The organism is Pseudodesulfovibrio alkaliphilus (assembly GCF_009729555.1).
Classification (GTDB): domain Bacteria; phylum Desulfobacterota; class Desulfovibrionia; order Desulfovibrionales; family Desulfovibrionaceae; genus Pseudodesulfovibrio; species Pseudodesulfovibrio alkaliphilus.
In genome coordinates, this window is the sequence record NZ_WODC01000001.1 from 293,611 (window position 1) to 315,428 (window position 21,818).

A 21,818-nucleotide genomic window follows, 5' to 3' on the forward strand; every position below is an offset into this window, starting at 1 on the left:
CCGGACTGACAGGAAGTGACAGAGCCGTATGATCGAACTCGTAATTGCGGTCGGCGTGGCCGTTTTCGTTTCCATGTTCTGCTCCCTGGCCGAGGCGGCCCTCTATTCCATGAGCTGGGCGGACATCGAAAAGCTCACGTCAACCGGCAGCAAGTCGGCAAAGATGCTGCACAGGCTGCGCACCAAGGTGGACGAGCCCATCACCGCCATCCTGACGCTGAACACCTGCGCCCACACGGCGGGAGCGGCCGTGGCTGGCTGGGCCTGGGCCAATGTCTACGGCAAGGAGACGCTCTGGCTCTTTACATTGGTCTTCACAGTAATTATTCTCGTCTTCACGGAGATACTGCCCAAGACCCTCGGCGTGGTGTACAGTGACCGCATCGCCCCGCCCCTGGCAAGGCCACTGAACGCCCTGGTGTGGGTATTCAGGCCGGTCATCTCGGTGATGCGGCTGCTGTCCAAGGCCGTGAGCCGGAAGACGGAAGGCCCGAACCACACCGAGGACGACATCAGGGCAATTGTCTCGCTGACGAGGCGCTCGGGCTCCATCAAGCCGTACGAGGAGCAGTCCATACGCAACATCCTGCTGCTGGACCTCAAGACGGTGGAAGAGATCATGACGCCCAGAACCGTGGTCTTTTCGCTCCCGGCAGAACTGACCGTGGCCCAGGCGCGGCAGCAGCACCCGGAATGGCCGCACAGCCGCATCCCTGTCTGGGCGGACGACCCGGAGGATATTGTGGGCGTGGTCTACCGGCGGCAGGTGCTTGAGGCCCTGGCCGACGACCAGGACGACCTGCGGCTTGCAGACATCATGCGGCCCGTACGCTTCGTGCTCGAGAGTGTCACGCTGGACAAGCTGCTGGTGAAGTTCCTTGGCAGCCGCAACCATCTCTGCGTTGTGCTTGACGAATACGGCGGTGTGGCTGGCGTTGTCACCCTTGAGGACGTGCTGGAAGAGATACTGGGCAGCGAGATCGTGGACGAAACGGACCGCGTGGTGGACATGCGGGAGTTTGCCAGGGCGCAGCGTAACGCGCTGGCCACATCGGGCGACGACACCGTGGAAAAATAGGCGCGGCCAACCGCGCCCGGAGCAACGAATAATGGCAAAAAAGTCGAACAAGACAGTGTATGCGGTAGCGCTGACGCTCTTCCTGGGCGGCCTTGGCTACCTGATTTTTTCCGGCCTGACCCAGGACAGCATGTATTTCCTCAACGTGTCCGAGGCCCTGGCCGTGGAACCTGGGGAGGTGCGTCAGGCGCGTCTGTTCGGCAAGGTCTCGCCCGAGGGACTGGTGCTCGACCCGGACAACCTCGGTGCGGCCTTCAACCTCATCGACAAGATGGACCCGACCAAGATCCTGCGCGTGGAGTACCGGGGAGCGCTGCCCGACACCTTCAAGGAGGATGTCGAGGTCATCGTGGAAGGCGGACTCGACCCTGCCGCCACGGTGTTCACGGCCCGGACCCTGGTGACCAAATGTCCCTCCAAGTACGAGGAGGAGAGCCGCCAGATGGAGCAGGCCAAAGGCTGATCCCCGCCGGGTACCGGGGCCGCCTGAGCGCCGCGGCCACGGCCGCCTCCCGCAGCTTGCGGACGGGGGAAAATGGGGTATGCCCCAAAGCGGCTCCGGGGGTAAGGCAATGCGCCCCCCCCCGCTGACCGGGCGCGGACGGATTTCTTCCGGTCAGCAGTTCCGCGAAATCACTGTGAGCGGTTGTGGTCACCGACCAGAATGGCTGAAGCAATAAAATCAAAGGATGGCGCCCCACAAGAGTGCGCGAGGGCCTGCCCGGTTTGAGGCAGCCTCGCAAGCGGGCATGGGACGACAACCCGACCGGGCGGAATCCGCCTTTTTTTATGCCAGCGCGATTGGTGAAATTTTGTTCACATGCTTGCCAGGAAGGGAATCAGGGGCATATCGCCTCCTGACACTGCTCCGGGGCGGGTGCCCCGGCTCGCGGAGAGCGTTTCCGGCACCCGGAAAAAACTCATACCATCCCGGTAAAAAGTCGAGTATGCAGACCGGGGAACACGGTTCGAGCGTGTCCAAAACGCCCATCGGGCGAAGCCGACCTCCGGCGTGAACCGTGTCCGACCATCTGCCAAGGAGCCTTTATGCATCTGACAGGTTACGTGGCCCTGCTGTTCTCCCTGCTGTCATTTCTCTTTCTTGCCGCCTGGGCCGGATTCGCGGCCTGGAGCCGCAAGGACGAGGCCCTGGTCCTTGTGGAGCGGGGACAGATTCTCGCCGCTGCGGGCGTGGCCTTCTCCTCCCTGCTGCTGCTCATAGCCCTGGGCTCGCGCGACTACTCCTTCCGCTATGTCTACGACACTGTGGACAACGCCCTTCCCTTCATCTACACCCTGACCGCCTTCTGGGGCGGCCGCGAGGGATCGCTGCTTTTTTGGGAGCTGCTCATCGCCGTGTCCGGCGTCATTTTTCTCTATTCACCGAGCTACAAGATGCTGGCCCCGAGGACCAAGCTCTTTTTCTGGATGTTCTTCCTTACAGTGCAGGGCTTCTTCCTGCTCCTGCTGACCGGGTGGAGCAATCCCTTCATCGAGATCGTACCTGCCCCGGCAGACGGGCGCGGCCTCAACCCGCTGCTGCGCAACCCGGGCATGATCTTCCACCCCCCGCTCCTGTTCATCGGCTTTGCCTGGTACACCGTTCCGGCTGCCTGCGCCCTGGCCGCAAGCATCGCTGGCGAGGAGAAATCCTGGGTCACCATCTGTCGCAACTGGAACATCCTGGCCTGGGCATTTTTGGGCGCAGGCATCATCCTGGGCGGCTGGTGGTCGTACATGGAGCTTGGCTGGGGCGGCTACTGGGCATGGGACCCGGTGGAAAACGCCTCCATCATCCCCTGGTTCGTGGGCACGGCCCTGCTCCACACGGCGCTGATCGAAGCGAGACGCAACGCCCTGCAGCGGACCAACGTGTTTCTCATGTCACTGACCTTCCTGCTGTGCATCTTCGCCACCTACCTGACCCGCTCCGGCGTCATCGACTCCCTGCACACCTTTGGCGAGTCCCCCGTTTCCGCGCCCCTGTTCTGGAGCATGGTCTTCTGGCTGGTGCTGACCACACTGATCGTCTTTGTCAGCGAACGCCACACCCGCCGCACCCTGTCCGATTTCATGAGCCGACAGGGAATACTGGTGATCACGGCCTGGTTCCTGCTGGCGCTGGGAGCGGTGGTGACCATCGGTACCATGTGGCCGGTCATCAGCAGGCTGTGGACCGCACACCCCATGGGGCTCGACGCCAACTTCTACAACCGCGTCTGCCTGCCCTTCATGGCCGTACTGGTGCTGATATTCAGCTACTGCCCCTGGCTGGGCTGGAAGGGCGGTCTGCGCGACACCAGGGGCGTCATCATCGTGACCGTGGCCCTGGTTGCATCCCTGGCCGGATTCCTGGCCATGGGCTTCACCAAACCCCTGGCGGCCTTTTCCGCCGCCTCGTCCGTGGCGGCACTGGTCAGCATTGCGACCCTCTTCGCGCTTCAACCCGCCATGCGTACCTCCCGCCAATCCTGGGGGGCTTACGGCATCCACCTCGGCATGGTGCTCATGGCACTGGGCATCACCTTTTCCGGCCCCTACAAGGTTGAGAGCGAATATGTCATGAGCGAAGGCGATACTGTGGTCCTGGAAGACTACGAGATCACCTACGTCAGTGTGGCCGAGGACTCGACCCCGGAGCTGCGGGCCAGAGCCACGGCAGTGCTTGAGGTCTCGCGGGACGGGAAGGTGCTCGGACAAATGCGTCCTGACAAGCGCATCTACGTCAACTTCGAACGCCAGCAGTTCGCCGAGGCGGACACGGTCTTCAGTCTGGGCAACGAACTGTACGCCACCCTGCTAGGATTCACCGAAGACCACAAGGCGAGCTTCAAACTCAGCGTCAATCCCCTGGTCAACTGGATATGGATCGGCGGCACCATCCTCTGCATGATGCCCCTGCTCATCCTCAGGCGGATACGACGCCCGGAGGCGCACGGCTGATGTCCCACTGCGGCGGCGAGGCCCTGCTGACGGTCAGGCGGGCGGCCAAGTTCTACGGCGGCAAGCTCGTCTTCAAGGACGTGTCCTGCGAGGTGCGGGCCGGCGAAATACTGCTGGTTGCCGGGCCCAACGGCGCGGGCAAATCCACCCTCATGCGCATGATGGCCGGGCTCTCCAGGCCCTCGGCCGGGGAGGTGGTCACCCACGCCGAGCCGGAACGCACCGCCTATCTTGGCCACGCCACCTTCATCTATCCGGGCATGACCGCCCTGGCCAACCTCGGCTTCTGGGGAACCATGTACGGCCTGACCCCCTCACGCGACGAACTGATGGCCCTGCTCAACCGGGTGGGCCTGGAGCGCGCTGCCGAGGAAAAGGCCGGATCGTTCTCGCGGGGCATGGCCCAGCGGCTGAATCTGGCCCGGGTCTACATGGTGCGGCCCGCCCTGCTCTTCCTCGACGAGCCGGGAACCGGGCTTGATCCCCGCTCCCTGGCCCTGCTGCGCCGGGAGATTACCGGGTTTCGAGACCAGGGTACCGGAGTGGTCTGGATCAGCCATCACATCGGCGAGGACGCGGCTCTGGCCGATACAGTCCTCGCCCTGGGCGGACGCCGGGTGGAGTACCTTGGCCCGGCACGGGAGTATGCGACGGAGGCCGGAACATGCTGAAGCGCTCGGCAGCCATGGCCGCCAAGGATCTGCGGCTCTCGGTCTCCGGCGGGCAGGGGCTGGTGCAGGCCATGCTTCTGGGCCTGCTGCTCATTTTTCTGTTCAGCCTGTCCAAGCCCCTAGGCGGCGTGATAACGGCCCAGGCGGCAGGAGCCATCTTCTGGCTGGCATCGGCCTTCGGACTGGTCCTGGTGTTCAACGACCTCTTTGCCATCGAGGAGGCCAACGGCGCACGGGTGGGCATTCTCTCGTCACCCGCGCCCGTCCATGCGGTATGGGTGGGCAAGGGGCTGGCCGGGCTGTGCCTGCTCCTGGTCTCGCAGCTGGTATTTCTCCCGGCCACCGCGGCCTTCCTGGGCCAGACCGTGTATGGTCCGTGGTGGCTGCTGCTCACGACCCTGATCGGGGCGGACATCGGGCTGGTGGTCATCGGGGCGCTGCTTGGCGCACTGTCCCAGGGGCAGGCGGCCAGGGAATCGCTGCTCTCGGTCATCGTGTTCCCGCTGCTGCTGCCCGTGCTGCTGGCGGGCATCACCCTGTTCGCCCTCTGTTTTTCGCCGGAACCCGCTGAAGGTCCCGGCAGCTGGCTCGGGTTGATCCTCGCCTTTGACGCCCTGTTCGCGGGGGCCGGATTGTTCCTCTTTCCCTTTGTCTACAGCGGTGAGGAGTAGCCAATGAAGGTGAAGATTCTGGCCGCATCGGCCGCCGTGGCCCTGCTGGCTCACCAGTATATGATCTGGTTCTACGCGCCCGTGGCCCAATCCGGGCCGGTGCAGAAGATTTTCTACATGCACCTGCCGTGCTCCTGGTGGGCGCTGGCGAGTTTTTTCGTGGTCTTTCTCGCCTCGCTGCTCTACCTCTTCCGGCGCGATCCCGCCTATGACCGCATGGCCGGGGCCGCCGCCGAGCTGGGGGTGCTCTTCGCCACCTTGAGCCTGATCACCGGCTCCATCTGGGCCAGGGCCGAATGGGGACACTGGTGGATATGGGACCCCAAGCTGACCACCTCGCTTATCATGTGGTATGTGTACGCGGGCTATCTGGTCCTGCGCTCCACGCCCATGGGCCGCGAGCGCAAGGCTTTGGTCTGCGCCGTGCTCGGCATCGTGGCTTTTCTGGACGTACCTCTGGTCTTTTTCGCCGCCAAGCTGTGGGGCAGCGCCCATCCCGATGGCGTGGCCAGGGAGAGTTCGGGCATGGCTCCGCGCATGTGGCACACGATATTCACCGGCCTCGCCGCCTTTGGCCTTGTCTGGGGGGCCATGCTCCTGACCCGTGCCGGGCAGTTGGCCCGGCTGGCCCGGCTGGAGGCCATGCTGATATGGGACGAAGAGGCGTGACCGCAAGGCAATAAATACCACACGTCCCAAAACCGGACGGCTTGAACACCCGATCAAACCAAGGAATCCCTATGTCTGCAACAACCTATATCTTTCTGGCCAATTGCGCGGTCTGGCTCGGCGTGACCGGCTATCTCGTATTCCTGGCCACCCGCTCGGCCGAACTCGAAAAACGCGTGCGGCAACTCGAACTGCTCGGAGGTGACGACAATGACCGCTAGCAATGTGGAACTGGGCCGCAAGGCCGTCATCGCCATGGTTTTCTTGGGCGTGGCCGCCATGTTCGTGGCAAGCTTCGTCTACCGGCTGAACAACCCGAACCTGTTCGTGGCGTCCCGGCAGACGCCCAACCAGGAGGTGTCTCCCGGCACCATGCCCCCGGGCATGGAGCAGATGGGCGGCAACATGGCCCGGATCAGGGATTATATGGCCCAGGTGGAGGCCAACCCCGACGACGTGGACGCCTTGATCGGCCTTGGCAACTCCTTTTTGATGATGCGCGCCTGGGAACGCGCCGTGGCCCCCCTCGACAGAGCCAACGAGCTGCGGCCCGGCGACATTGAGGTACTCAAGGGCATCGGCATCGCCCGGTTCAGTCTGGAGGACTACATCAAGGCGTCGGCCGCCTACGATGAGATCCTGGAGATCGCTCCCGATGACACTCTGGCCCTTTTCAATCTGGGCGTTATTTTCAAGTATTACTTCGACAAGCCCGATCAGGCCCGCGCCTATTTCGAAAAAGTCCTTACCCTTGAACGCGAGGACTCGGAGATGATCAAGCTGGCAAAACAGGAACTTGAAAAGTAAAAGTCCTTGAATACCAGGATTTTGCCCACAGCACGCCGAGGCGTTATCCTATTGACAAGATTCGCGAAACATCTACAATGACGCATTCATCCGCAGACGTGAGCGCACGTGCTGTGGCCCGTGGCGTTTCAGTGAAAAAATCGTCGCGGAACAGTGTGTTGCTGAGAAAACTTATACTTTAGTGAGGAGAGAGGAAGTATGCGCACCAAACTGCATTTGATCGTGCTGTGCCTCGCCATGGTCGCCATGCTGGCGGCCTGCGGCAGCGAAGAGAAAAAAGCCGATGAAAAGGCCGATGTCCAGACCGGCGAGGTCGCCCCGGCCGGCAAGCTGGTCCTCGGCGTGGCAGGCGCCCATTCCGGCGATCTGGCCTCCTACGGTCTGCCCAGCGTCAACGCCGCCAGACTGGTGGCCGCCAAATTGAACGCCGCGGGCGGCGTCAACGGCATGCAGGTGGAGGTTGTGGCCCAGGACGATCAGTGCAAGCCTGAGCTGGCCACCAATGTTGCCACCAAGATGGTCTCCGACAAGGTCTCCATCGTACTCGGGCACATTTGCTCCGGCGCCACCAAGGCCGCCCTGCCCATCTACCTTGAGTCCAGAATCGTGGTCATGTCCCCCTCGGCCACCAACCCGCCCCTGACCCAATCCGGCGAGTACCCGAACTTCTTCCGCACCATCGCCCCGGACGATGCGCAGGCCGCCCTTGAGGTCTCCTTTGCCAAGAGCCTGGGCCTCAAAAAGCTGGCCGTCATTCATGACAAGGGCGACTACGGCATGGGCTTCGCCAACTTCTGCAAGCAGTTCATCGAGGCCGATGACGAGATGGAAGTGGTTCTGTACGAGGGAGTAACCCCCGGCGCGGTGGACTACTCCGCTGTGATCCAGAAGATCAGAAGCTCCGGTGCCGACGGCGTGATCTTCGGCGGCTACCACCCCGAGGCATCCAAAATCGTCTCCGGCATGCGCAAGCGTGATCTTGCCATCCCCTTCCTCTCCGATGACGGCGTGAAGGACGATACCTTTATCAGGGTCGCTGGCGAGTTCGCCGAAGGCGTGTATGCCACCGGCCCCATGGACTTCTCCACCAACGCCATCTTCCAGGAGGCCGTGGCCGCCCACAAGGCCGAGTTCGGCTCCGACCCCGGCCCGTTCTTCCCCGAGGCCTACTCCGCCGCCCTGGCCCTGCTCACCGCGGTGCAGAACGCCGGTTCCACCGACTATGACAAGGTCATCGAGGCCCTGCGCACCCAGTATGTGGACACCCCGGTCGGCTCGATCAAGTTCGATGCCAAGGGCGACGCAGAAGGCGTCGGCTTCGCGGTTTACCAGGTGCAGGATGGCAAGTACGTGGAAATCAAATAGGTTGTCATAATCAGATGCCTTTATCCAGGGGACAGGCTCACGCCTGTCCCCTGGTGTATTTAACGTATAGGACCAACATCAATGGATTATTTTCTTGAACTCTTTTTCGGTGGCCTGACACGGGGGAGCATCTACGCCCTCATCGCCCTGGGCTACACCATGGTCTACGGCATCATCGAGCTGATCAACTTCGCCCACGGCGAAATCTACATGATAGGGGCCTTTACCGGCCTGATCGTGGCAGGCGTGCTGACCACCCTCGGGTTCCCCGAGGCTTCCATACTGGTCATCGCCCTGATCTGCGCCGTCATCTGGTCGGCCTCGTACGGCTACACCGTGGAGAAGATCGGCTACAAGCCCCTGCGCGGCGCACAACGCCTCTCTCCCCTCATCTCGGCCATCGGCATGTCCATCTTTCTTCAGAACTACGTCATGCTCGCCCAGACCCCGGACTTTCTGCCCTTCCCCTCGCTCACGCCTCAGTTCGATTTCATGCGGCCCTACAGTGCCATCATGAACTCCTCCGAGCTGGTCATCGTCGTGGCCACCATTGCGGTCTGCGTCGGCCTGACCCTGTTCATCAAGTACACCAAGCTCGGCAAGGCCATGCGCGCCACGGCCCAGAACCGCAAGATGGCCATGCTCGTCGGCGTCAATGTCGACATGGTCATCTCGGCCACCTTTGTCATCGGGTCGAGCCTGGCCGCGGTGGGCGGAGTGCTCATCGCCTCCCACATCGGGCAGATCAACTACTTCATCGGCTTCATCGCGGGCATCAAGGCTTTTACCGCCGCAGTGCTGGGCGGCATCGGGTCCATCCCCGGAGCCATGCTCGGCGCACTGGTTCTCGGTCTGACCGAGGCCTTTGCCACCGGCTACGTCTCCTCGGACTACGAGGACGTGTTCGCGTTCTGCCTGCTCGTGCTCATCCTGATCTTCCGGCCCGCTGGCATCATGGGCAAGGAAAAGGCACAGAAGGTGTAACCGGGCATTCACGGCGGCCTGACCGCCTTGCCTTACAAGGACTATCTCGTGAACAACACAATCAACGAAACAAGCCCGCTGGGGATACTACGCCACATCCTCTCGGCCGGATGCCGGAACATCCCCCACGCGTTCCAAAAATCCGTCATGGTAGCCGCATGGTTCGCCTTCCTGACCTTCCCCATCCTGGTCGTCAAGGTCAACACCATTGACGGAACCATCCTCTGGCGCTGGGAGAACATGGTCTCCATCGCGGTGGCCACCTTCTTCGGCTCCTATCTCTGGCGCTGGCTGCTGGCCCGCAAGGAGCTCAAGCGCGATGAGGCGAAGCGGGAAACCCTGGCCGAAAGACTGCTGACGACAATCCAGTCCCATCCCGTGCTCAAGCTCGCCGGGCTCTGCGCCATTGCCGTCCCTGCAGTGCTCTATCCCCAGGTCTTTGACCTTTACCAGACCAACATCATGGTCTCCTGTCTGGTCTTCATCGTGCTCGGTCTCGGACTGAACATCGTGGTGGGCCTGGCAGGTCTGCTGGACCTCGGCTACGTGGCCTTCTACGCCTCCGGCGCCTACGCCTACGCCCTGTGCAACATGCACTGGGACATCGGATTCTGGACCATGCTGCCCATCGGCGCGGCCTTGGGCACCGTCATGGGTGTCCTTCTCGGCTTCCCGGTGCTGCGCCTTCGGGGCGACTATCTGGCCATCGTCACCCTCGGCTTCGGCGAGATCATCCGCCTCGTGCTCGAAAACTGGGGCGAAGTGACCAAAGGCCCCTCGGGCATCTCCAACATCTCGCGCCCCGAATTCTTCGGCATGAAGCTGACCATCGCTGAATCGACCATGTATATGTATTACATCATGCTCGGCCTCCTGGTTCTCACCATCTTCTGCGTGAACCGTCTGCAGTATTCGCGCATCGGCAGGGCATGGCTTGCCCTGCGCGAAGACGAGATCGCCTGTCAGGCCATGGGCATCGACAAGGTCAAGACCAAGCTCCTCGCCTTTGCCCTGGGGGCCACCTGGGCAGGCATGGCCGGAGTCGTGTTCGCGGCCAGAACCACCTTCATCAACCCGGCCTCCTTCACCTTCTGGGAATCGGCCATCATCCTTTCCATCGTGGTCATCGGCGGCATGGGCTCCATCCGGGGCGTCATCGCCGGAGCCATCATCCTCATCCTCGTGCCGGAATACCTGCGCGAATTCTCTGAGTTCAGAATGCTCCTGTTCGGGGCCATCATGGTCATGGTCATGGTCTTTCGGCCTCAGGGACTGATCAGCGCCAAACGCAAGGTCTACACCTACAAGGGCGCAAACACAGCGGGGGCGGCCAATGAATAACCCGGTTCTCAACGTTAAGGCCGTGGACAAGGACTTCGGCGGCATCCGCGCCCTGGACGATGTCGATCTCGTGGTGCACCAAAAGGAGATTGTGGCCCTCATCGGTCCCAACGGGGCGGGCAAGACCACCTTCTTCAACTGCATCACCGGCATCTACACCCCCACCAGCGGCGACGTGCTGCTGGACCCGAAAGCCTCGGGCAAGCCCGTGCGCGTCAACGGCAAGAAGCCCAACAAGGTCACCGAGCTGGGCATGGCCAGAACCTTCCAGAACATCCGGCTCTTCCCCTCCATGACCGCCCTGGAAAACGTCATGATCGGCACCCACTGCCGGACCAAGTCCGCCGTATTCGGAGCCATCACCCGCTGCAAGGCCACACGCAGGGAGGAGCAGGCCGTCATTGACCACAGCTATGAGCTGCTCGTGCTGATGGGGCTTGAAAAGTACGTCAACGAAACATCGGCCAACATGCCCTACGGCAAGCAACGCCGACTGGAGATAGCCCGGGCCCTGGCCACCGACCCCTTCCTGCTGCTGCTCGACGAACCTGCAGCGGGCATGAACCCCCAGGAGACCCATGATCTTGAAAAACTGATTGTAGACATCCGCGACCGCCTGGGCATCTCCATCATGCTCATTGAGCACGATATGAAGATGGTCATGTCCATGTCCGACCGGATCTACGTTCTCGACTACGGACGGATGATCGCGGACGGCACTCCCCGCGAGATCGCCGAAAACCCGGCCGTGATCAAGGCCTACCTCGGGGAGAGCGACGATGCCTAGGATTCTCGAACTCAAAGGGGTCAACAGCTTCTACGGCAACATCCAGGCCCTCTATGACATCGACATGCACATCGACCGGGGCGAGATCATCACCCTGATCGGCGCCAACGGCGCGGGCAAGACCACCACCCTGATGACCGTTTGCGGCGTGGTCCAGGCGAGAACCGGCGAGGTGATTTTCCAGGATGAACCCATCACCCGGATCAACCCGGAAAAGCTTGTGGCCCGTGGGGTCTGCCAGGTGCCCGAGGGGCGGCTGATCTTCCCGGAGCTGACCGTGCAGGAAAACCTCGACATGGGCGCTTTCCTGCGCAACGATCGCGAGGGCATCCGACGCGACATCGATATGTGCTTCGGCCTCTTCCCCATCCTTTCGGCCCGGCGCAGACAGCAGGGCGGCACCCTCTCGGGAGGCGAGCAACAAATGCTCGCCATCGCACGGGCCCTGATGGCCAAACCGAAGCTGCTGCTGCTCGACGAACCGTCCATGGGGCTTGCCCCGCTGGTGGTCCGCCAGATTTTCGAAATCGTCCAGAAGGTCAACGAGGAACACAACACCACCATCTTCCTGGTGGAGCAAAACGCCAACCTCGCCCTGAAGATCGGACACCGCGGGTATGTGATGGAAAACGGGAGGATCGTCCTCACCGACACCTGCGACAAGCTCCTGGCCAACGAACAGGTTAAAAAGGCCTACCTGGGCCTGTAAAAACACGCCGCGAGGCCGGACCCTGTCCGGCCTCTGGCATATATGGCGGCACAATCGCCCTGGAGGTTTTTTGAAGATGAGCAAGATACTCGAAAAGGCCCTGACCTTTGACGACGTGCTGCTGCTACCGGCTTACTCCAACGTGCTGCCGGACTCGGTGGACGTTTCCACGCAACTGACGCCCGAGATCAAGTTGAACATCCCGCTGGTTTCCGCGGCCATGGACACGGTCACCGAATCGCGCATGGCCATCTCCATGGCCCGGCACGGCGGAGTGGGCGTCATCCACAAGAACATGTCCGTGCGCGAGCAGGCCCGCGAGATCGACCGGGTCAAGAAATCCGAATCAGGCATGATCACCGACCCCCTCACGGTCCACCCGGACGACGACCTGGCCAAGGTCAAGGCAATCATGGCCGAGTACCGCATCTCGGGCCTGCCCGTGGTCAAGGGCGACCATCTGGTGGGCATCATCACCAACCGTGACATTCGCTTCGTCAAGGACGATGCCTCCCTGGTCTCTGAGCTGATGACCAGCCGCGACCTGGTCACCGTGCCCGAGAACATCGACAACGACGAGGCCAAGCGCAAGCTGCACCAGCACCGCATCGAAAAACTGCTGGTGGTGGACGGCGAAAACCGCCTCAAGGGACTGATCACCATCAAGGACATCAACAAGCACAAGAAATACCCGGACGCCGTCAAGGACAGCCGGGGCCGTCTGCTGGTGGGCGCGGCCATCGGCGTTGGACGCGACTGCCTGACCAGGGCCGAGGCGCTGCTCCGCGCAGGGGCCGACTTTCTGGTGCTTGACTCGGCCCACGGGCACTCTGAAAACATCCTCAAATCCGCACGCGAGCTGCGGGCCTCTTTCCCGGACATTCAGTTGGTGGGCGGCAACGTGGCCACCTACGATGGAACCAAGGCCCTCATCGAGGCCGGAGTGGACACGGTCAAGGTGGGCATCGGTCCCGGCTCCATCTGCACCACGCGCATAGTGGCCGGAGTGGGTGTGCCCCAGATCACGGCCATCATGGAAGCGGCACGGGCCGCCCGTGAGGTCGGCAAGTGCATCATCGCCGACGGCGGCATCAAGTATTCCGGCGACGTGGTCAAGGCCCTGGCCGTGGGCGCCCACTGCTGCATGATGGGCTCGGTCCTGGCGGGCACGGACGAGAGCCCCGGCGAATCCATCCTCTACCAGGGCCGCACATACAAGCAGTATCGCGGCATGGGCTCCATTGATGCCATGAAAAAAGGAAGCTCGGATAGGTACTTCCAAGAAAAATCCAAAAAACTGGTTCCCGAAGGCATTGTGGGCCGGGTTCCCTATCGCGGCCCGGTGGGCGAGTCGCTCTACCAGTTCGTGGGCGGTCTGCGCTCGGGAATGGGCTACACCGGGGCGTCCAACCTTGAGGAGCTCCACGAAAATTCCAGACTGGTTCAAATCTCCCCCGCAGGACTGCGCGAATCCCACGTCCACGACGTGACCATCACCAAGGAATCGCCCAACTACCGGGGAGACGCCTGACCCGAAGCAGGGCCAGGACCGGGTTTCACCTTTTCATTTTCCATGATGTGAAGTAAAGAGAGACACATGCACGACAACAGAGTTCTCATCCTTGATTTCGGCAGCCAATTCACCCAGCTCATCGCACGCCGCGTGCGCGAGGCAGGGGTCTACTCCGAAATCCATCCCTGCAATGTGGACCCCGAGCGGGTCAAGGCATTCAAGCCGTCGGCACTCATCCTTTCAGGAGGACCGTCCAGCGTGCTTGAGGGCGGTTGCCCGGCCCTGAACATGGACTACCTCGACATGGGAGTACCCGTGCTCGGCATCTGCTACGGGATGCAGCTCCTGGCCCACAACCTGGGCGGCAAGGTCGTGGCCTCCACGGACCGCGAATACGGCCGCGCCCAGTTTTCGGCCCAGAACGACTGCGTCCTGTTCGAAGGGATCGAGGAGCGGGACAACCTCACCGTCTGGATGTCCCATGGCGACCGGGTCGAGGCTCTGCCCCAAGGCTTTCTGCCCATGGGCCGGACCGACTCCATCGAGTTCGCGGCCATGGGCGACCCGGCTAGGCGCTTTTACGCCCTCCAGTTCCACCCCGAGGTGGCCCATACCACCGACGGCGCCCTCATCATCCAGAATTTCCTCTTCAAAGTGGCTGGGCTCAAGCCCACATGGTCCATGGCCAGCTTTGTCGACACCTGCATCGCGGACCTGAAAAAACAGGTGGGCGAGGCCAAGGTCGTTCTCGGCCTCTCCGGCGGCATCGACTCCACCGTGGCCGCAGTGCTGCTGCACCGGGCCATCGGCAAGAATCTGCACTGCATCTTCGTGGACAACGGGCTCTTGCGCATGGGCGAAAAAGACGAGGTGGTCGGCTTCCTGGCCGAACACTTCGACCTCAACGTCAAATTTGTGGACGCCTCACGCGAATTTCTGGACAAGCTCGCGGGAGTGACCGACCCTGAACAGAAGCGCAAAATCATCGGCTACACCTTCATTGATGTCTTTGACCGCGAGGCCAAGGCCATTCCTGGCGTCAAGTTCCTGGGCCAGGGCACCCTGTACCCGGATGTCATCGAATCCGAGTCCTTCAAAGGCCCGTCAGCGGTCATCAAGAGCCACCACAACGTGGGCGGGCTGCCCGAGAAGATGAACCTCAAGCTGGTCGAACCCCTGCGCGAACTGTTCAAGGACGAGGTGCGCCGCGCCGCCTACGAACTGGGGCTGCCCGAACACATCATCTGGCGTCAGCCCTTCCCGGGTCCGGGCCTGTCCATCCGCATCATCGGCGAGGTCACGGACGAACGGCTGTCCATCCTGCGGCTTGCCGACCGTATCGTGCAAAACGAGATGGTCGCCTCGGACTGGTACCGCAAGGTCTGGCAGGGTTTCGCCGTGCTCCTGCCGCTGAAGACCGTTGGAGTGATGGGCGACGACCGCACGTATGAGAACGTCATCGCCCTGCGGGTGGTGGATTCCATCGACGCCATGACCGCTGACTGGTCGCGGCTGCCAAGCGAACTGCTGGCCCGCATCTCCAACCGCATCATCAACGAGGTCAAGGGCGTCAACCGCGTGGTTCTGGACATCTCGTCCAAACCGCCCAGCACCATTGAGTGGGAATAATACGATTCTGTCTCCTGTAACCAGGGTGGATATATGTTTGGAATAGGCGGACCCGAACTTCTGATCATCTGCGTTGTGGCTCTCATCGTCATCGGCCCCAAGAAGCTGCCAGCCATGTTGCGGTCGCTGGGCAAGGGCATGGCCGAGTTCAAGCGCGTCACCACCGACGTGAAAAGCACTCTCGACGACGAGGTCAAAAAAGCCGAGGCAGCCGCACGCAAACGCGAGGTGGACGAGGAAATGGAGCGGCGCAAGGCTGAAAAGGCCGCCGCTTCCGCCGACCAAAACACCGAAGCCTCTGCCGCGCCTGAAGGCACCTCTGCCGACGACTCGAAAACGGAGGCCAGGGACAAGGCATGACCCCGGACAAGGAAGAGGCCAGAAACGGGGCCGTCGGAAAGCAGGAAACGGACCCCTCAGCCACCGCTGCCACGGATGATCCCTCGCTGACCGAGCCCAATGGGCCGGTGATTTCCGACGAGGAGCTGGCCCAGGCCAGAGAGGCCCTGGACCGCGACCCGGCGGAGGGAGATCGGGGCGGAACCGACGAGCCTGGATCGGACGAGACCTCCGGCCCCGATGCGCCGGGCGGCAACAACGCCCCGCCTCCTGCCGTGCCCGGTGACGGCACCGCGGGTGACGCCGAACCAGAACCCGACTCCGAAGACGGGGAAGGCGCACAGATGAGTCTGCTCGACCACCTGGGCGAACTGCGCCTTCGGCTGACACGCAGCTTCATCGCCATCGCGGTGGGCACGGTCGCCTGCTACGGCTTTGCCGAGCAGATGTTCAACATCCTGATGCAGCCGATGATCGAGGTCTTCCAGCAGCGCATGGCGGACAAGCCCATGCTGCCCATCGGCTTTTACGACGATCTGCGGGACGCCCTGACCAAGCTCCTGGGCGAACAGGGATTCCAGCACACGGACAAGATCGACCTGTTTGTGGACGCCCTGCAGCGCTCTCTGGTGCAGATGGCCCAGGAGGGGCACTTTCAGTACACCTATCCGGCCGAGGCGTTTTTCTCGTACATCAAGATTTCCATCGTGGCCGGGCTCTTCCTGGTCAGCCCTTACGTCTTCGCCCAGATATGGGGCTTCATCGCCCCGGGCCTTTACGCCCACGAGCGCAAATGGATGATACCCATGGCCGTGATCTCGGCCGCGTTCTTCACCTCCGGCGCCCTCTTCGGTTACTTTGTCGTCTTTCCCTTTGGTTTCGAGTTTTTTGCCAGCTTCTCCACCGAGGGCATCCAGTTCACGCCCAAACTCAATGAATACCTGAGTTTCTGCCTCAAGCTGCTCTTTGCCTTCGGGTTTGTCTTTGAACTGCCCCTGTTCATCTTCTTCCTGGCGCGCATGGGCATGGTCTCGTCCCAGGGGCTGCGCAAAAAACGCAAATACGCCATTCTTATCGGCTTTGTGCTGGCCGCCGTGCTCACCCCGCCCGATCCCTTCACCCAGTGCCTCATGGCCGGGCCGCTGATCGTTCTCTACGAGGTGGGCATCTGGGTCGCCTTCTTCTTCGGCAAGAACGAAAAACGCCACCTGGAACGACGCGCCAAGGCCGAGGAGGCCGCCCGGGCCGAGATGGACGCCGCCGCTGCCAACAGGCAGGACAAGGAAACGGCTGACAAAGAGGCGGGAGAACCGGACAAGGCATAGACCAGCCGGACAGGGGTGGAACACGGCACATGGCGCAACTGCCCGGTTTCCTTTTCTAGAGTTTTACTATACACTCCTGCCCGAAGAGTGACGCTGCAACACAAGGAGAGGCCCATGGGCAAGCGCACGGCCACGGTCAAGCGGGCCACCAAGGAAACGGACATCCTCCTGACGCTGACCCTCGAAGGCGAGGGCCGGGTGTCGGTGGACACAGGCATCGGCTTTGCCGACCACATGCTCACCCTGGCTGCCTTCTGGGCCGGATTCGATCTCGACCTCACCTGCCGGGGCGACCTTGAAATCGACTCGCACCACACCCTGGAGGACATTGGCCTGTGTCTTGGCCAGGCCCTGTCCGAGGCCCTGGAAGACAAGCACGGCATTGTCCGTGTGGCCTCGGCCAAAGTGCCCATGGACGAGGCCCTGGCCGAGGTGGTCATCGACCTCTCGGGCAGACCATACATCGTCTACGACGACGCCCTGCTGCCGGACATCATCGCCGGGGACGAAAAGGACGTTTGGCGCGAATTTTTCAAATCGTTTGCCTACAGGGCTGGCATGAACCTGCACATCCAGTTTGTTTACGGCCAAAACGGCCACCACCTGCTTGAAGCCGCCTTCAAGGCCCTGGGCATTGCCCTGTCCCAGGCTGTAAGGGTCGGACGTTCGGGGGTTTCCAGCACCAAAGGGAGTCTTGACTGATGCGACGCACACGCCTTATCCCGGCCTTGGCCCTGTGCCTTGTTCTGCTCGTCACCGCAGGTTGCGGCACGCCCCAGCGCACGGCGGCCGTCCCCAGGCCCGAAGGCAAGCTGGCCGTAGTCGGGTTCACCAACCCCATCTACAACTGGCAGCTCCTGGCCGGATACCTGGATGAAGAAGGCCGCCCCGTACCCGACGGCACACTCTCGGCGCTTGATTCTGTCCTCATCGACACTTTGCACCGCCATCAGGTCTACGATTTCATCACGCCCGACTCGGTGGCCCCCTGCCAGGAGCTGGTGGTCTTTGAAGAATCGGGCATGCCCAAGCTCTCTTCATGGAAATACTGGCTGGGCGTGGGCAAATGCGTCCAGGCGGACGTTCTCCTCGTACCCCAGGTCACTCACTGGCGCGAGCGCGAAGGCACCACCAGCGGGGTGACACACGCCGCCTCGGTGGCGCTTGAATTCTTTCTCATCGATGTGAAAAACGAGCGCATGACCCGAGCCCGGTATGAGGAAACCCAGGTCGGACTGCTGGAAAACCTCTTCACCGCCCGCAAATTCGCCGACCGGGGTGGCGCCTGGGTGACAGCCACCCGTCTGGCCTCGGACGGCATCGAAGAAAAACTCATGGAACTTGGCTTATGATTCTCTTTCCCGCCGTTGACATCAAGAACGGCCAGTGTGTCCGCCTCGCCCAGGGCAGGGAGGACCAGGTCACGGTCTTTAGCGCCGACCCTGTGGAGCAAGCCCTGCGCTGGGCCGACCAGGGCGCCCGCTACCTGCATGTGGTGGACCTCGACGGTGCCTTTTCGGGACTGCCCCGCAACTTCGAGCTGATCCGCTCCATCTGCGCCGCCATCGACATCCCGGTGCAGCTCGGCGGCGGCATCCGCGACATCGCCACTGCCCAAAAATACATTGAGGCCGGTGTGGAGCGGCTGATCATCGGCACCATGGCCCTGGAATCGCCAGACCTCTTCTCCGAACTGTGCCGGACACTGCCGGGCCGTATCGGCGTCTCGCTGGACGCTGTGGACGGCAGACTCAAGACCAAAGGATGGGTCAAGGACGCCGGGTTGACCATGGACGATGTTCTACCCCGGCTGGAACGCGACGGCATCCGCTTCATCGTGTTTACCGACATCGCCCGCGACGGCATGCAAACCGGGGTCAACGTGGCCGGTCTCAAGGCACTGTGCGCCAGGACCAGTGTGCCGGTCATAGCCGCCGGAGGAGTGCATACCCTCGACGACATCAAGGCCCTGCATCCGCTGTGTGCCGACGGCCTTGAGGGCGCCATCTCGGGCCGGGCCATCTATGTGGGCACACTGGATGTGCGAGAGGCCCACGCCTGGATAGACGCACAGGCAGCATAACTCTCCGCCTCCAAAGACAGCGACGCTCCCCGGACCGACCCGGGGAGCGTCGCTGCATTTCCTTCCGCCGCGGAAAACCGGCCGAACCGGCCGGGGCGGGGCCGCACCTAGCCCGTCAGGCCCGGACCTTGTTCAGGGCCATCTTGACCTTGTCCTTAAGCTCGGTCAGATCCACGGACTTGACCACATAGTAGTCGGCCGCAATGGACTTGAGGTCGTGCTGGAAGGAGTCATAGGCGGTGGACAGGATCACGGGTATCTGCTGGTCCTCGGCGCGAATCTCCTGAAGCAGGTCAAGGCCGGAGCGATTGACCCCCAACTTGATATCAAGAATGATGATGGTCGGTTTCTCGCGGTGGACGACATCAAGAATGTCCTCCTCGCCGTCAGAGGTGGCCACGGCGTAGCCCTCGGTTTCCAGCTCCTCCCGGTAGAGCATGCGTATGTGCTTTTCGTCATCGACCACGAGTATCGTCGGCTGGCTCATGGAATCCTCCTTGGGAATTTTCCCTAGCATCCACCCTAATAGATTATCCCGAACCCGGTCAACAATACGCCGCGTCTTTTTGTTCGATAATCACACGGACGGCTCCAAGCCCCGCCAATGGGGGCCGCAGGGGGCATCTTGGGTTGAGTTTGCCAGCCATCGCGGGTAGGGTCCGCCTCATCTGTCGGCTCTCAAATGGCTGGCAAAAGGAAGTACCCATGATAACTGTCCGCCTGGAGCCGGACAACGATGTGGTCGAGCTGCACGGAACCAAGACCGTGCTGGCCGTCCTCAACCGGCTCAAACTTCGTTCCACCATGGCCATCGTGGTCCGCGACGGCCAACTGCTCACCCCGGACCGTCGGCTGGCCCCCGGCCAGACCCTCATGGTCCGCAAAGTGACCTCGGCAGGCTAGAGGCGTTGCCATGAAATGCTCACGCTGCAAACAGCTCGCCTGCGTCTCGCTGCCCAGCCACAACTCCGGCTTTTGCGCCGAGTGCTACCCCCTCTTCTTCACCCGCCAGGTGGAGACCGCCATCCGCCGCGAAAAGATGTTCACCCGCGAGGAACGCATTCTGGTGGCCCTGTCGGGCGGCAAGGACTCCCTCTCCCTGATGCTCGAGCTTGCCTTGCAGGGCTATGCCGTCACCGGCCTGCACATCGATCTCGGCATCCCCGGCTCCTCTGAAAAGGCCCGTGCCAAGGTGGAAACCTTCTGCGCCGCCCACGGCCTGAAAATCCAGGTGCTCGAGATGGAGAAAGAAGGGCTGCCCATCCCGGATGTCAAGGCACACGTCAACCGCCCTGTGTGTTCCGTGTGCGGCCGCATCAAGCGCCACCATTTCAACCGCGTGGCCCTGGAGGGCGGCTACGACGCCCTGGCCACTGGCCACAACCTCGACGACGAGGTGGCCCGGCTCTTTGCCAACACCCTGCGCTGGGACACGGCCTATCTTTCGGACCAGGGGCCGGTGCTGCCCGCGCGCGAGGGCTTTGTGCGCAAGGTCAAGCCCCTGTTCCGATTAAGCGAATTCGAAACGGCCAACTACGCCTTCCTCAAGGGCATCGAAATCCACTCCGACCCCTGCCCTTATGCCTCGGGCGCAAGCTTCACCGGGCACAAGGAACTCTGGGGCGAGCTGGAGCATCGCAGCCCGGGCCAGAAATTCCAGTTCTATCAGGGCTTCCTGAAAAACGGCAAACCCGCCTTTGCCGCCCGCGAAAAGGAGATCGGCGAGCCCCTGGCCCCGTGCTGCGAGTGCGGCTCGCCCACCAGTGCGGGCACCTGCTCGGTCTGCCGAATCAAGGCCGCCGTACGCGAAAGCAAGGCCAAGACTACGGGCGCCTGACCATGACCGGACCGATCGTCACCGTGACCATGCCCTGCCGCAACTGTGAGGGGACCGTGAGCAGGGCGATGGAAAGCATCCTGGCCCAGACCCTGACCCGGATCGAGGTGGTGGCCGTGGACGACGGGAGCCAGGACGCCACGGGTGCCATCCTGGACGAGTTCGCCCGGCGCGACAAGCGGGTGTGTACGGTCCACTCCGCCCACGGCGGGGTTGCCATGGCCGCCAACACAGCCATCGGTCTGGCCCAAGGACGCTACATCGCCCGCATGGACGCCGACGACGAGATGCTGCCCGACCGTTTGGCCGCCCAGGCCCGGCTCCTGGACGAAGACCCTGCCCTGGGGCTGGTCGGTTGCCGCATCCGCTTTGGCGGGAGTCGGCGGCGCAGCGCCGGGTATGCCCGGTATGTGGACTGGACCAACACCCTGCTGACCCACGAGGCCATCAGCCTGAACCGATTCGTGGAGTTTCCGGTGCCCAACCCCTCCATCATGTGCAGACGCCAGTGCCTTGAGGACCACGGCCCTTACCGGGATGGAGACTTTCCCGAGGATTACGACCTGCTCCTGCGCTGGCTCGACGCCGGAGTGCGCGTTGCCAAGGTGGATGCCGAACTCATGGTCTGGAACGATCCTCCTGCCCGGCTGTCGCGCACCCACCCCCGCTACCGGGTCGAGGCATTCTACCGGCTCAAGGCGCAACACCTCGCCCGCTGGCTGGCGCGGCACAACCCGCACCATCCCGAGGTCCACATCCTCGGTTCGGGCCGTACCACGCGCAAACGGGCGGATATGCTCCGCGGGCACGGCATCCGGTTCGCGGCATACTACGATGTTGACCCGCGCAAGATCGGTCAGGTGGTGGAGGGCCTGAAAGTGCGGCCGCGAGACGCCGTGCCGCCGCCCGGCAACGCCTTTTGCCTTTCCTACGTGGCCAGCCGGGGGGCCCGCGAGGACATCGACGCATTCCTCAAGGCCCGCGGCCATCAGCTGGGTCGCGACTACCTGCCGGTGGCCTGATCCCAGGCCGCTTCCCATATCCGGCCCGCTCTGGCATTATCCCCA

Annotated in this window: 24 protein-coding genes; 23 read left to right on the forward strand and 1 reads right to left on the reverse strand. The window is 62.5% G+C overall.

The features are described 5' to 3' along the window. The first annotated feature begins 28 nt into the window (after window positions 1-28). The 20 genes from GKC30_RS01480 to hisA all read left to right on the forward strand — a co-directional run bounded on the left by GKC30_RS01480 (window position 29) and on the right by hisA (window position 18,914). A complete protein-coding gene (locus GKC30_RS01480) occupies window positions 29-1,078 on the forward strand; it encodes a hemolysin family protein (RefSeq protein WP_155931795.1) in 1,050 nt (349 codons plus the stop codon). Between the two features lie 31 nt (window positions 1,079-1,109). Continuing rightward, window positions 1,110-1,541, forward strand: coding sequence for a cytochrome c maturation protein CcmE (locus tag GKC30_RS01485; protein WP_155931797.1), 432 nt, complete (start codon window positions 1,110-1,112; stop codon window positions 1,539-1,541). Window positions 1,542-2,125: 584 nt separating this feature from the next. Beyond that, window positions 2,126-4,021: a heme lyase CcmF/NrfE family subunit gene (locus GKC30_RS01490; RefSeq protein WP_155931799.1), complete on the forward strand. Its 1,896-nt coding sequence runs from the start codon at window positions 2,126-2,128 to the stop codon at window positions 4,019-4,021. Beyond that, window positions 4,021-4,692: an ABC transporter ATP-binding protein gene (locus GKC30_RS01495; protein ID WP_155931801.1), complete on the forward strand. Its 672-nt coding sequence runs from the start codon at window positions 4,021-4,023 to the stop codon at window positions 4,690-4,692. Before GKC30_RS01490 ends, GKC30_RS01495 begins: the two co-directional genes overlap by 1 nt. Further along, entirely contained in the window at window positions 4,686-5,363 is a 678-nt protein-coding gene (locus GKC30_RS01500; RefSeq protein WP_155931803.1) for a heme exporter protein CcmB, read from the forward strand. Before GKC30_RS01495 ends, GKC30_RS01500 begins: the two co-directional genes overlap by 7 nt. Window positions 5,364-5,366: 3 nt before the next feature. After that, the gene (ccsA, locus tag GKC30_RS01505) at window positions 5,367-6,032 is read left to right on the forward strand and encodes a cytochrome c biogenesis protein CcsA (protein WP_155931805.1); all 666 of its coding nucleotides are present in this window, start codon (window positions 5,367-5,369) and stop codon (window positions 6,030-6,032) included. A 71-nt stretch (window positions 6,033-6,103) separates the two neighbouring features. Beyond that, window positions 6,104-6,253, forward strand: coding sequence for a CcmD family protein (locus tag GKC30_RS01510; protein WP_155931807.1), 150 nt, complete (start codon window positions 6,104-6,106; stop codon window positions 6,251-6,253). Then, on the forward strand, window positions 6,243-6,839 hold the full coding sequence (locus tag GKC30_RS01515; RefSeq protein WP_155931809.1) for a tetratricopeptide repeat protein: 597 nt from the start codon (window positions 6,243-6,245) through the stop codon (window positions 6,837-6,839). Before GKC30_RS01510 ends, GKC30_RS01515 begins: the two co-directional genes overlap by 11 nt. A 198-nt stretch (window positions 6,840-7,037) precedes the next feature. Continuing rightward, window positions 7,038-8,204, forward strand: coding sequence for a branched-chain amino acid ABC transporter substrate-binding protein (locus tag GKC30_RS01520; protein ID WP_155931816.1), 1,167 nt, complete (start codon window positions 7,038-7,040; stop codon window positions 8,202-8,204). Between the two features lie 81 nt (window positions 8,205-8,285). Further along, window positions 8,286-9,188 (forward strand): branched-chain amino acid ABC transporter permease, encoded by a 903-nt coding sequence (locus tag GKC30_RS01525; protein ID WP_155931818.1) that lies wholly within the window; start codon window positions 8,286-8,288, stop codon window positions 9,186-9,188. 147 nt (window positions 9,189-9,335) lie between these two features. Continuing rightward, complete coding sequence (gene livM / locus GKC30_RS01530; RefSeq protein WP_155932359.1) at window positions 9,336-10,529, forward strand: high-affinity branched-chain amino acid ABC transporter permease LivM; 1,194 nt, start codon at window positions 9,336-9,338, stop codon at window positions 10,527-10,529. Next, window positions 10,522-11,316 (forward strand): ABC transporter ATP-binding protein, encoded by a 795-nt coding sequence (locus GKC30_RS01535; RefSeq protein WP_155931820.1) that lies wholly within the window; start codon window positions 10,522-10,524, stop codon window positions 11,314-11,316. The genes livM and GKC30_RS01535 overlap by 8 nt, the downstream gene beginning before the upstream one ends. 1 nt (window position 11,317) lies before the next feature. Next, window positions 11,318-12,025 carry an ABC transporter ATP-binding protein gene (locus tag GKC30_RS01540; protein WP_367613955.1) on the forward strand — a complete coding sequence of 236 codons (708 nt, stop codon included), beginning with the start codon at window positions 11,318-11,320 and terminating at the stop codon, window positions 12,023-12,025. A gap of 76 nt (window positions 12,026-12,101) precedes the next feature. Further along, on the forward strand, window positions 12,102-13,556 hold the full coding sequence (gene guaB / locus GKC30_RS01545) for an IMP dehydrogenase (RefSeq protein WP_155931824.1): 1,455 nt from the start codon (window positions 12,102-12,104) through the stop codon (window positions 13,554-13,556). Window positions 13,557-13,622: 66 nt separating this feature from the next. Beyond that, window positions 13,623-15,167 carry a glutamine-hydrolyzing GMP synthase gene (gene guaA / locus GKC30_RS01550; protein WP_155931826.1) on the forward strand — a complete coding sequence of 515 codons (1,545 nt, stop codon included), beginning with the start codon at window positions 13,623-13,625 and terminating at the stop codon, window positions 15,165-15,167. A gap of 33 nt (window positions 15,168-15,200) precedes the next feature. Beyond that, window positions 15,201-15,527 (forward strand): Sec-independent protein translocase protein TatB, encoded by a 327-nt coding sequence (gene tatB / locus GKC30_RS01555; RefSeq protein WP_155931828.1) that lies wholly within the window; start codon window positions 15,201-15,203, stop codon window positions 15,525-15,527. Then, a complete protein-coding gene (gene tatC, locus GKC30_RS01560) occupies window positions 15,524-16,831 on the forward strand; it encodes a twin-arginine translocase subunit TatC (protein ID WP_155931830.1) in 1,308 nt (435 codons plus the stop codon). Before tatB ends, tatC begins: the two co-directional genes overlap by 4 nt. Before the next feature lie 114 nt (window positions 16,832-16,945). Continuing rightward, window positions 16,946-17,533, forward strand: coding sequence for an imidazoleglycerol-phosphate dehydratase HisB (gene hisB, locus GKC30_RS01565; RefSeq protein ID WP_155931832.1), 588 nt, complete (start codon window positions 16,946-16,948; stop codon window positions 17,531-17,533). Then, a complete protein-coding gene (locus GKC30_RS01570) occupies window positions 17,533-18,183 on the forward strand; it encodes a hypothetical protein (protein WP_155931834.1) in 651 nt (216 codons plus the stop codon). Before hisB ends, GKC30_RS01570 begins: the two co-directional genes overlap by 1 nt. Next, a complete protein-coding gene (gene hisA, locus GKC30_RS01575) occupies window positions 18,180-18,914 on the forward strand; it encodes a 1-(5-phosphoribosyl)-5-[(5-phosphoribosylamino)methylideneamino]imidazole-4-carboxamide isomerase (protein WP_155931836.1) in 735 nt (244 codons plus the stop codon). The genes GKC30_RS01570 and hisA overlap by 4 nt, the downstream gene beginning before the upstream one ends. A gap of 115 nt (window positions 18,915-19,029) precedes the next feature. On the opposite strand, the gene GKC30_RS01580 is transcribed toward hisA, so the two are convergent. Continuing rightward, window positions 19,030-19,401 (reverse strand): response regulator, encoded by a 372-nt coding sequence (locus GKC30_RS01580; protein WP_155931838.1) that lies wholly within the window; start codon window positions 19,399-19,401, stop codon window positions 19,030-19,032. Between the two features lie 218 nt (window positions 19,402-19,619). Between GKC30_RS01580 and GKC30_RS01585 the strand changes: the two genes are divergently transcribed. From GKC30_RS01585 to GKC30_RS01595, 3 genes are read left to right on the forward strand one after another with little or no spacing between them, the layout of a single operon-like run. Continuing rightward, complete coding sequence (locus GKC30_RS01585) at window positions 19,620-19,817, forward strand: ubiquitin family protein (protein ID WP_155931840.1); 198 nt, start codon at window positions 19,620-19,622, stop codon at window positions 19,815-19,817. Window positions 19,818-19,827: 10 nt separating this feature from the next. Continuing rightward, window positions 19,828-20,751 carry a PP-loop family protein gene (locus tag GKC30_RS01590; protein ID WP_155931842.1) on the forward strand — a complete coding sequence of 308 codons (924 nt, stop codon included), beginning with the start codon at window positions 19,828-19,830 and terminating at the stop codon, window positions 20,749-20,751. A gap of 2 nt (window positions 20,752-20,753) precedes the next feature. Further along, window positions 20,754-21,773 (forward strand): glycosyltransferase family 2 protein, encoded by a 1,020-nt coding sequence (locus GKC30_RS01595; protein ID WP_155931844.1) that lies wholly within the window; start codon window positions 20,754-20,756, stop codon window positions 21,771-21,773. Window positions 21,774-21,818: the final 45 nt, after the last annotated feature.

Bases quoted from the DNA above. Each gene is read 5' to 3' on its own strand.
- GKC30_RS01485 (WP_155931797.1), top strand. From the start codon at position 1,110: ATGGCAAAAAAGTCGAACAAGACAGTGTATGCGGTAGCGCTGACGCTC.
- GKC30_RS01525 (WP_155931818.1), top strand. From the start codon at position 8,286: ATGGATTATTTTCTTGAACTCTTTTTCGGTGGCCTGACACGGGGGAGC.
- hisB (WP_155931832.1), top strand. From the start codon at position 16,946: ATGGGCAAGCGCACGGCCACGGTCAAGCGGGCCACCAAGGAAACGGAC.
- GKC30_RS01520 (WP_155931816.1), top strand. From the start codon at position 7,038: ATGCGCACCAAACTGCATTTGATCGTGCTGTGCCTCGCCATGGTCGCC.
- GKC30_RS01515 (WP_155931809.1), top strand. From the start codon at position 6,243: ATGACCGCTAGCAATGTGGAACTGGGCCGCAAGGCCGTCATCGCCATG.
- ccsA (WP_155931805.1), top strand. From the start codon at position 5,367: ATGAAGGTGAAGATTCTGGCCGCATCGGCCGCCGTGGCCCTGCTGGCT.
- tatC (WP_155931830.1), top strand. From the start codon at position 15,524: ATGACCCCGGACAAGGAAGAGGCCAGAAACGGGGCCGTCGGAAAGCAG.
- GKC30_RS01535 (WP_155931820.1), top strand. From the start codon at position 10,522: ATGAATAACCCGGTTCTCAACGTTAAGGCCGTGGACAAGGACTTCGGC.
- GKC30_RS01500 (WP_155931803.1), top strand. From the start codon at position 4,686: ATGCTGAAGCGCTCGGCAGCCATGGCCGCCAAGGATCTGCGGCTCTCG.
- GKC30_RS01590 (WP_155931842.1), top strand. From the start codon at position 19,828: ATGAAATGCTCACGCTGCAAACAGCTCGCCTGCGTCTCGCTGCCCAGC.
- guaB (WP_155931824.1), top strand. From the start codon at position 12,102: ATGAGCAAGATACTCGAAAAGGCCCTGACCTTTGACGACGTGCTGCTG.
- hisA (WP_155931836.1), top strand. From the start codon at position 18,180: ATGATTCTCTTTCCCGCCGTTGACATCAAGAACGGCCAGTGTGTCCGC.
- GKC30_RS01495 (WP_155931801.1), top strand. From the start codon at position 4,021: ATGTCCCACTGCGGCGGCGAGGCCCTGCTGACGGTCAGGCGGGCGGCC.
- GKC30_RS01585 (WP_155931840.1), top strand. From the start codon at position 19,620: ATGATAACTGTCCGCCTGGAGCCGGACAACGATGTGGTCGAGCTGCAC.
- GKC30_RS01510 (WP_155931807.1), top strand. From the start codon at position 6,104: ATGTCTGCAACAACCTATATCTTTCTGGCCAATTGCGCGGTCTGGCTC.
- GKC30_RS01570 (WP_155931834.1), top strand. From the start codon at position 17,533: ATGCGACGCACACGCCTTATCCCGGCCTTGGCCCTGTGCCTTGTTCTG.
- GKC30_RS01580 (WP_155931838.1), bottom strand. From the start codon at position 19,401: ATGAGCCAGCCGACGATACTCGTGGTCGATGACGAAAAGCACATACGC.
- GKC30_RS01595 (WP_155931844.1), top strand. From the start codon at position 20,754: ATGACCGGACCGATCGTCACCGTGACCATGCCCTGCCGCAACTGTGAG.
- GKC30_RS01490 (WP_155931799.1), top strand. From the start codon at position 2,126: ATGCATCTGACAGGTTACGTGGCCCTGCTGTTCTCCCTGCTGTCATTT.
- tatB (WP_155931828.1), top strand. From the start codon at position 15,201: ATGTTTGGAATAGGCGGACCCGAACTTCTGATCATCTGCGTTGTGGCT.
- livM (WP_155932359.1), top strand. From the start codon at position 9,336: ATGGTAGCCGCATGGTTCGCCTTCCTGACCTTCCCCATCCTGGTCGTC.
- GKC30_RS01480 (WP_155931795.1), top strand. From the start codon at position 29: ATGATCGAACTCGTAATTGCGGTCGGCGTGGCCGTTTTCGTTTCCATG.
- guaA (WP_155931826.1), top strand. From the start codon at position 13,623: ATGCACGACAACAGAGTTCTCATCCTTGATTTCGGCAGCCAATTCACC.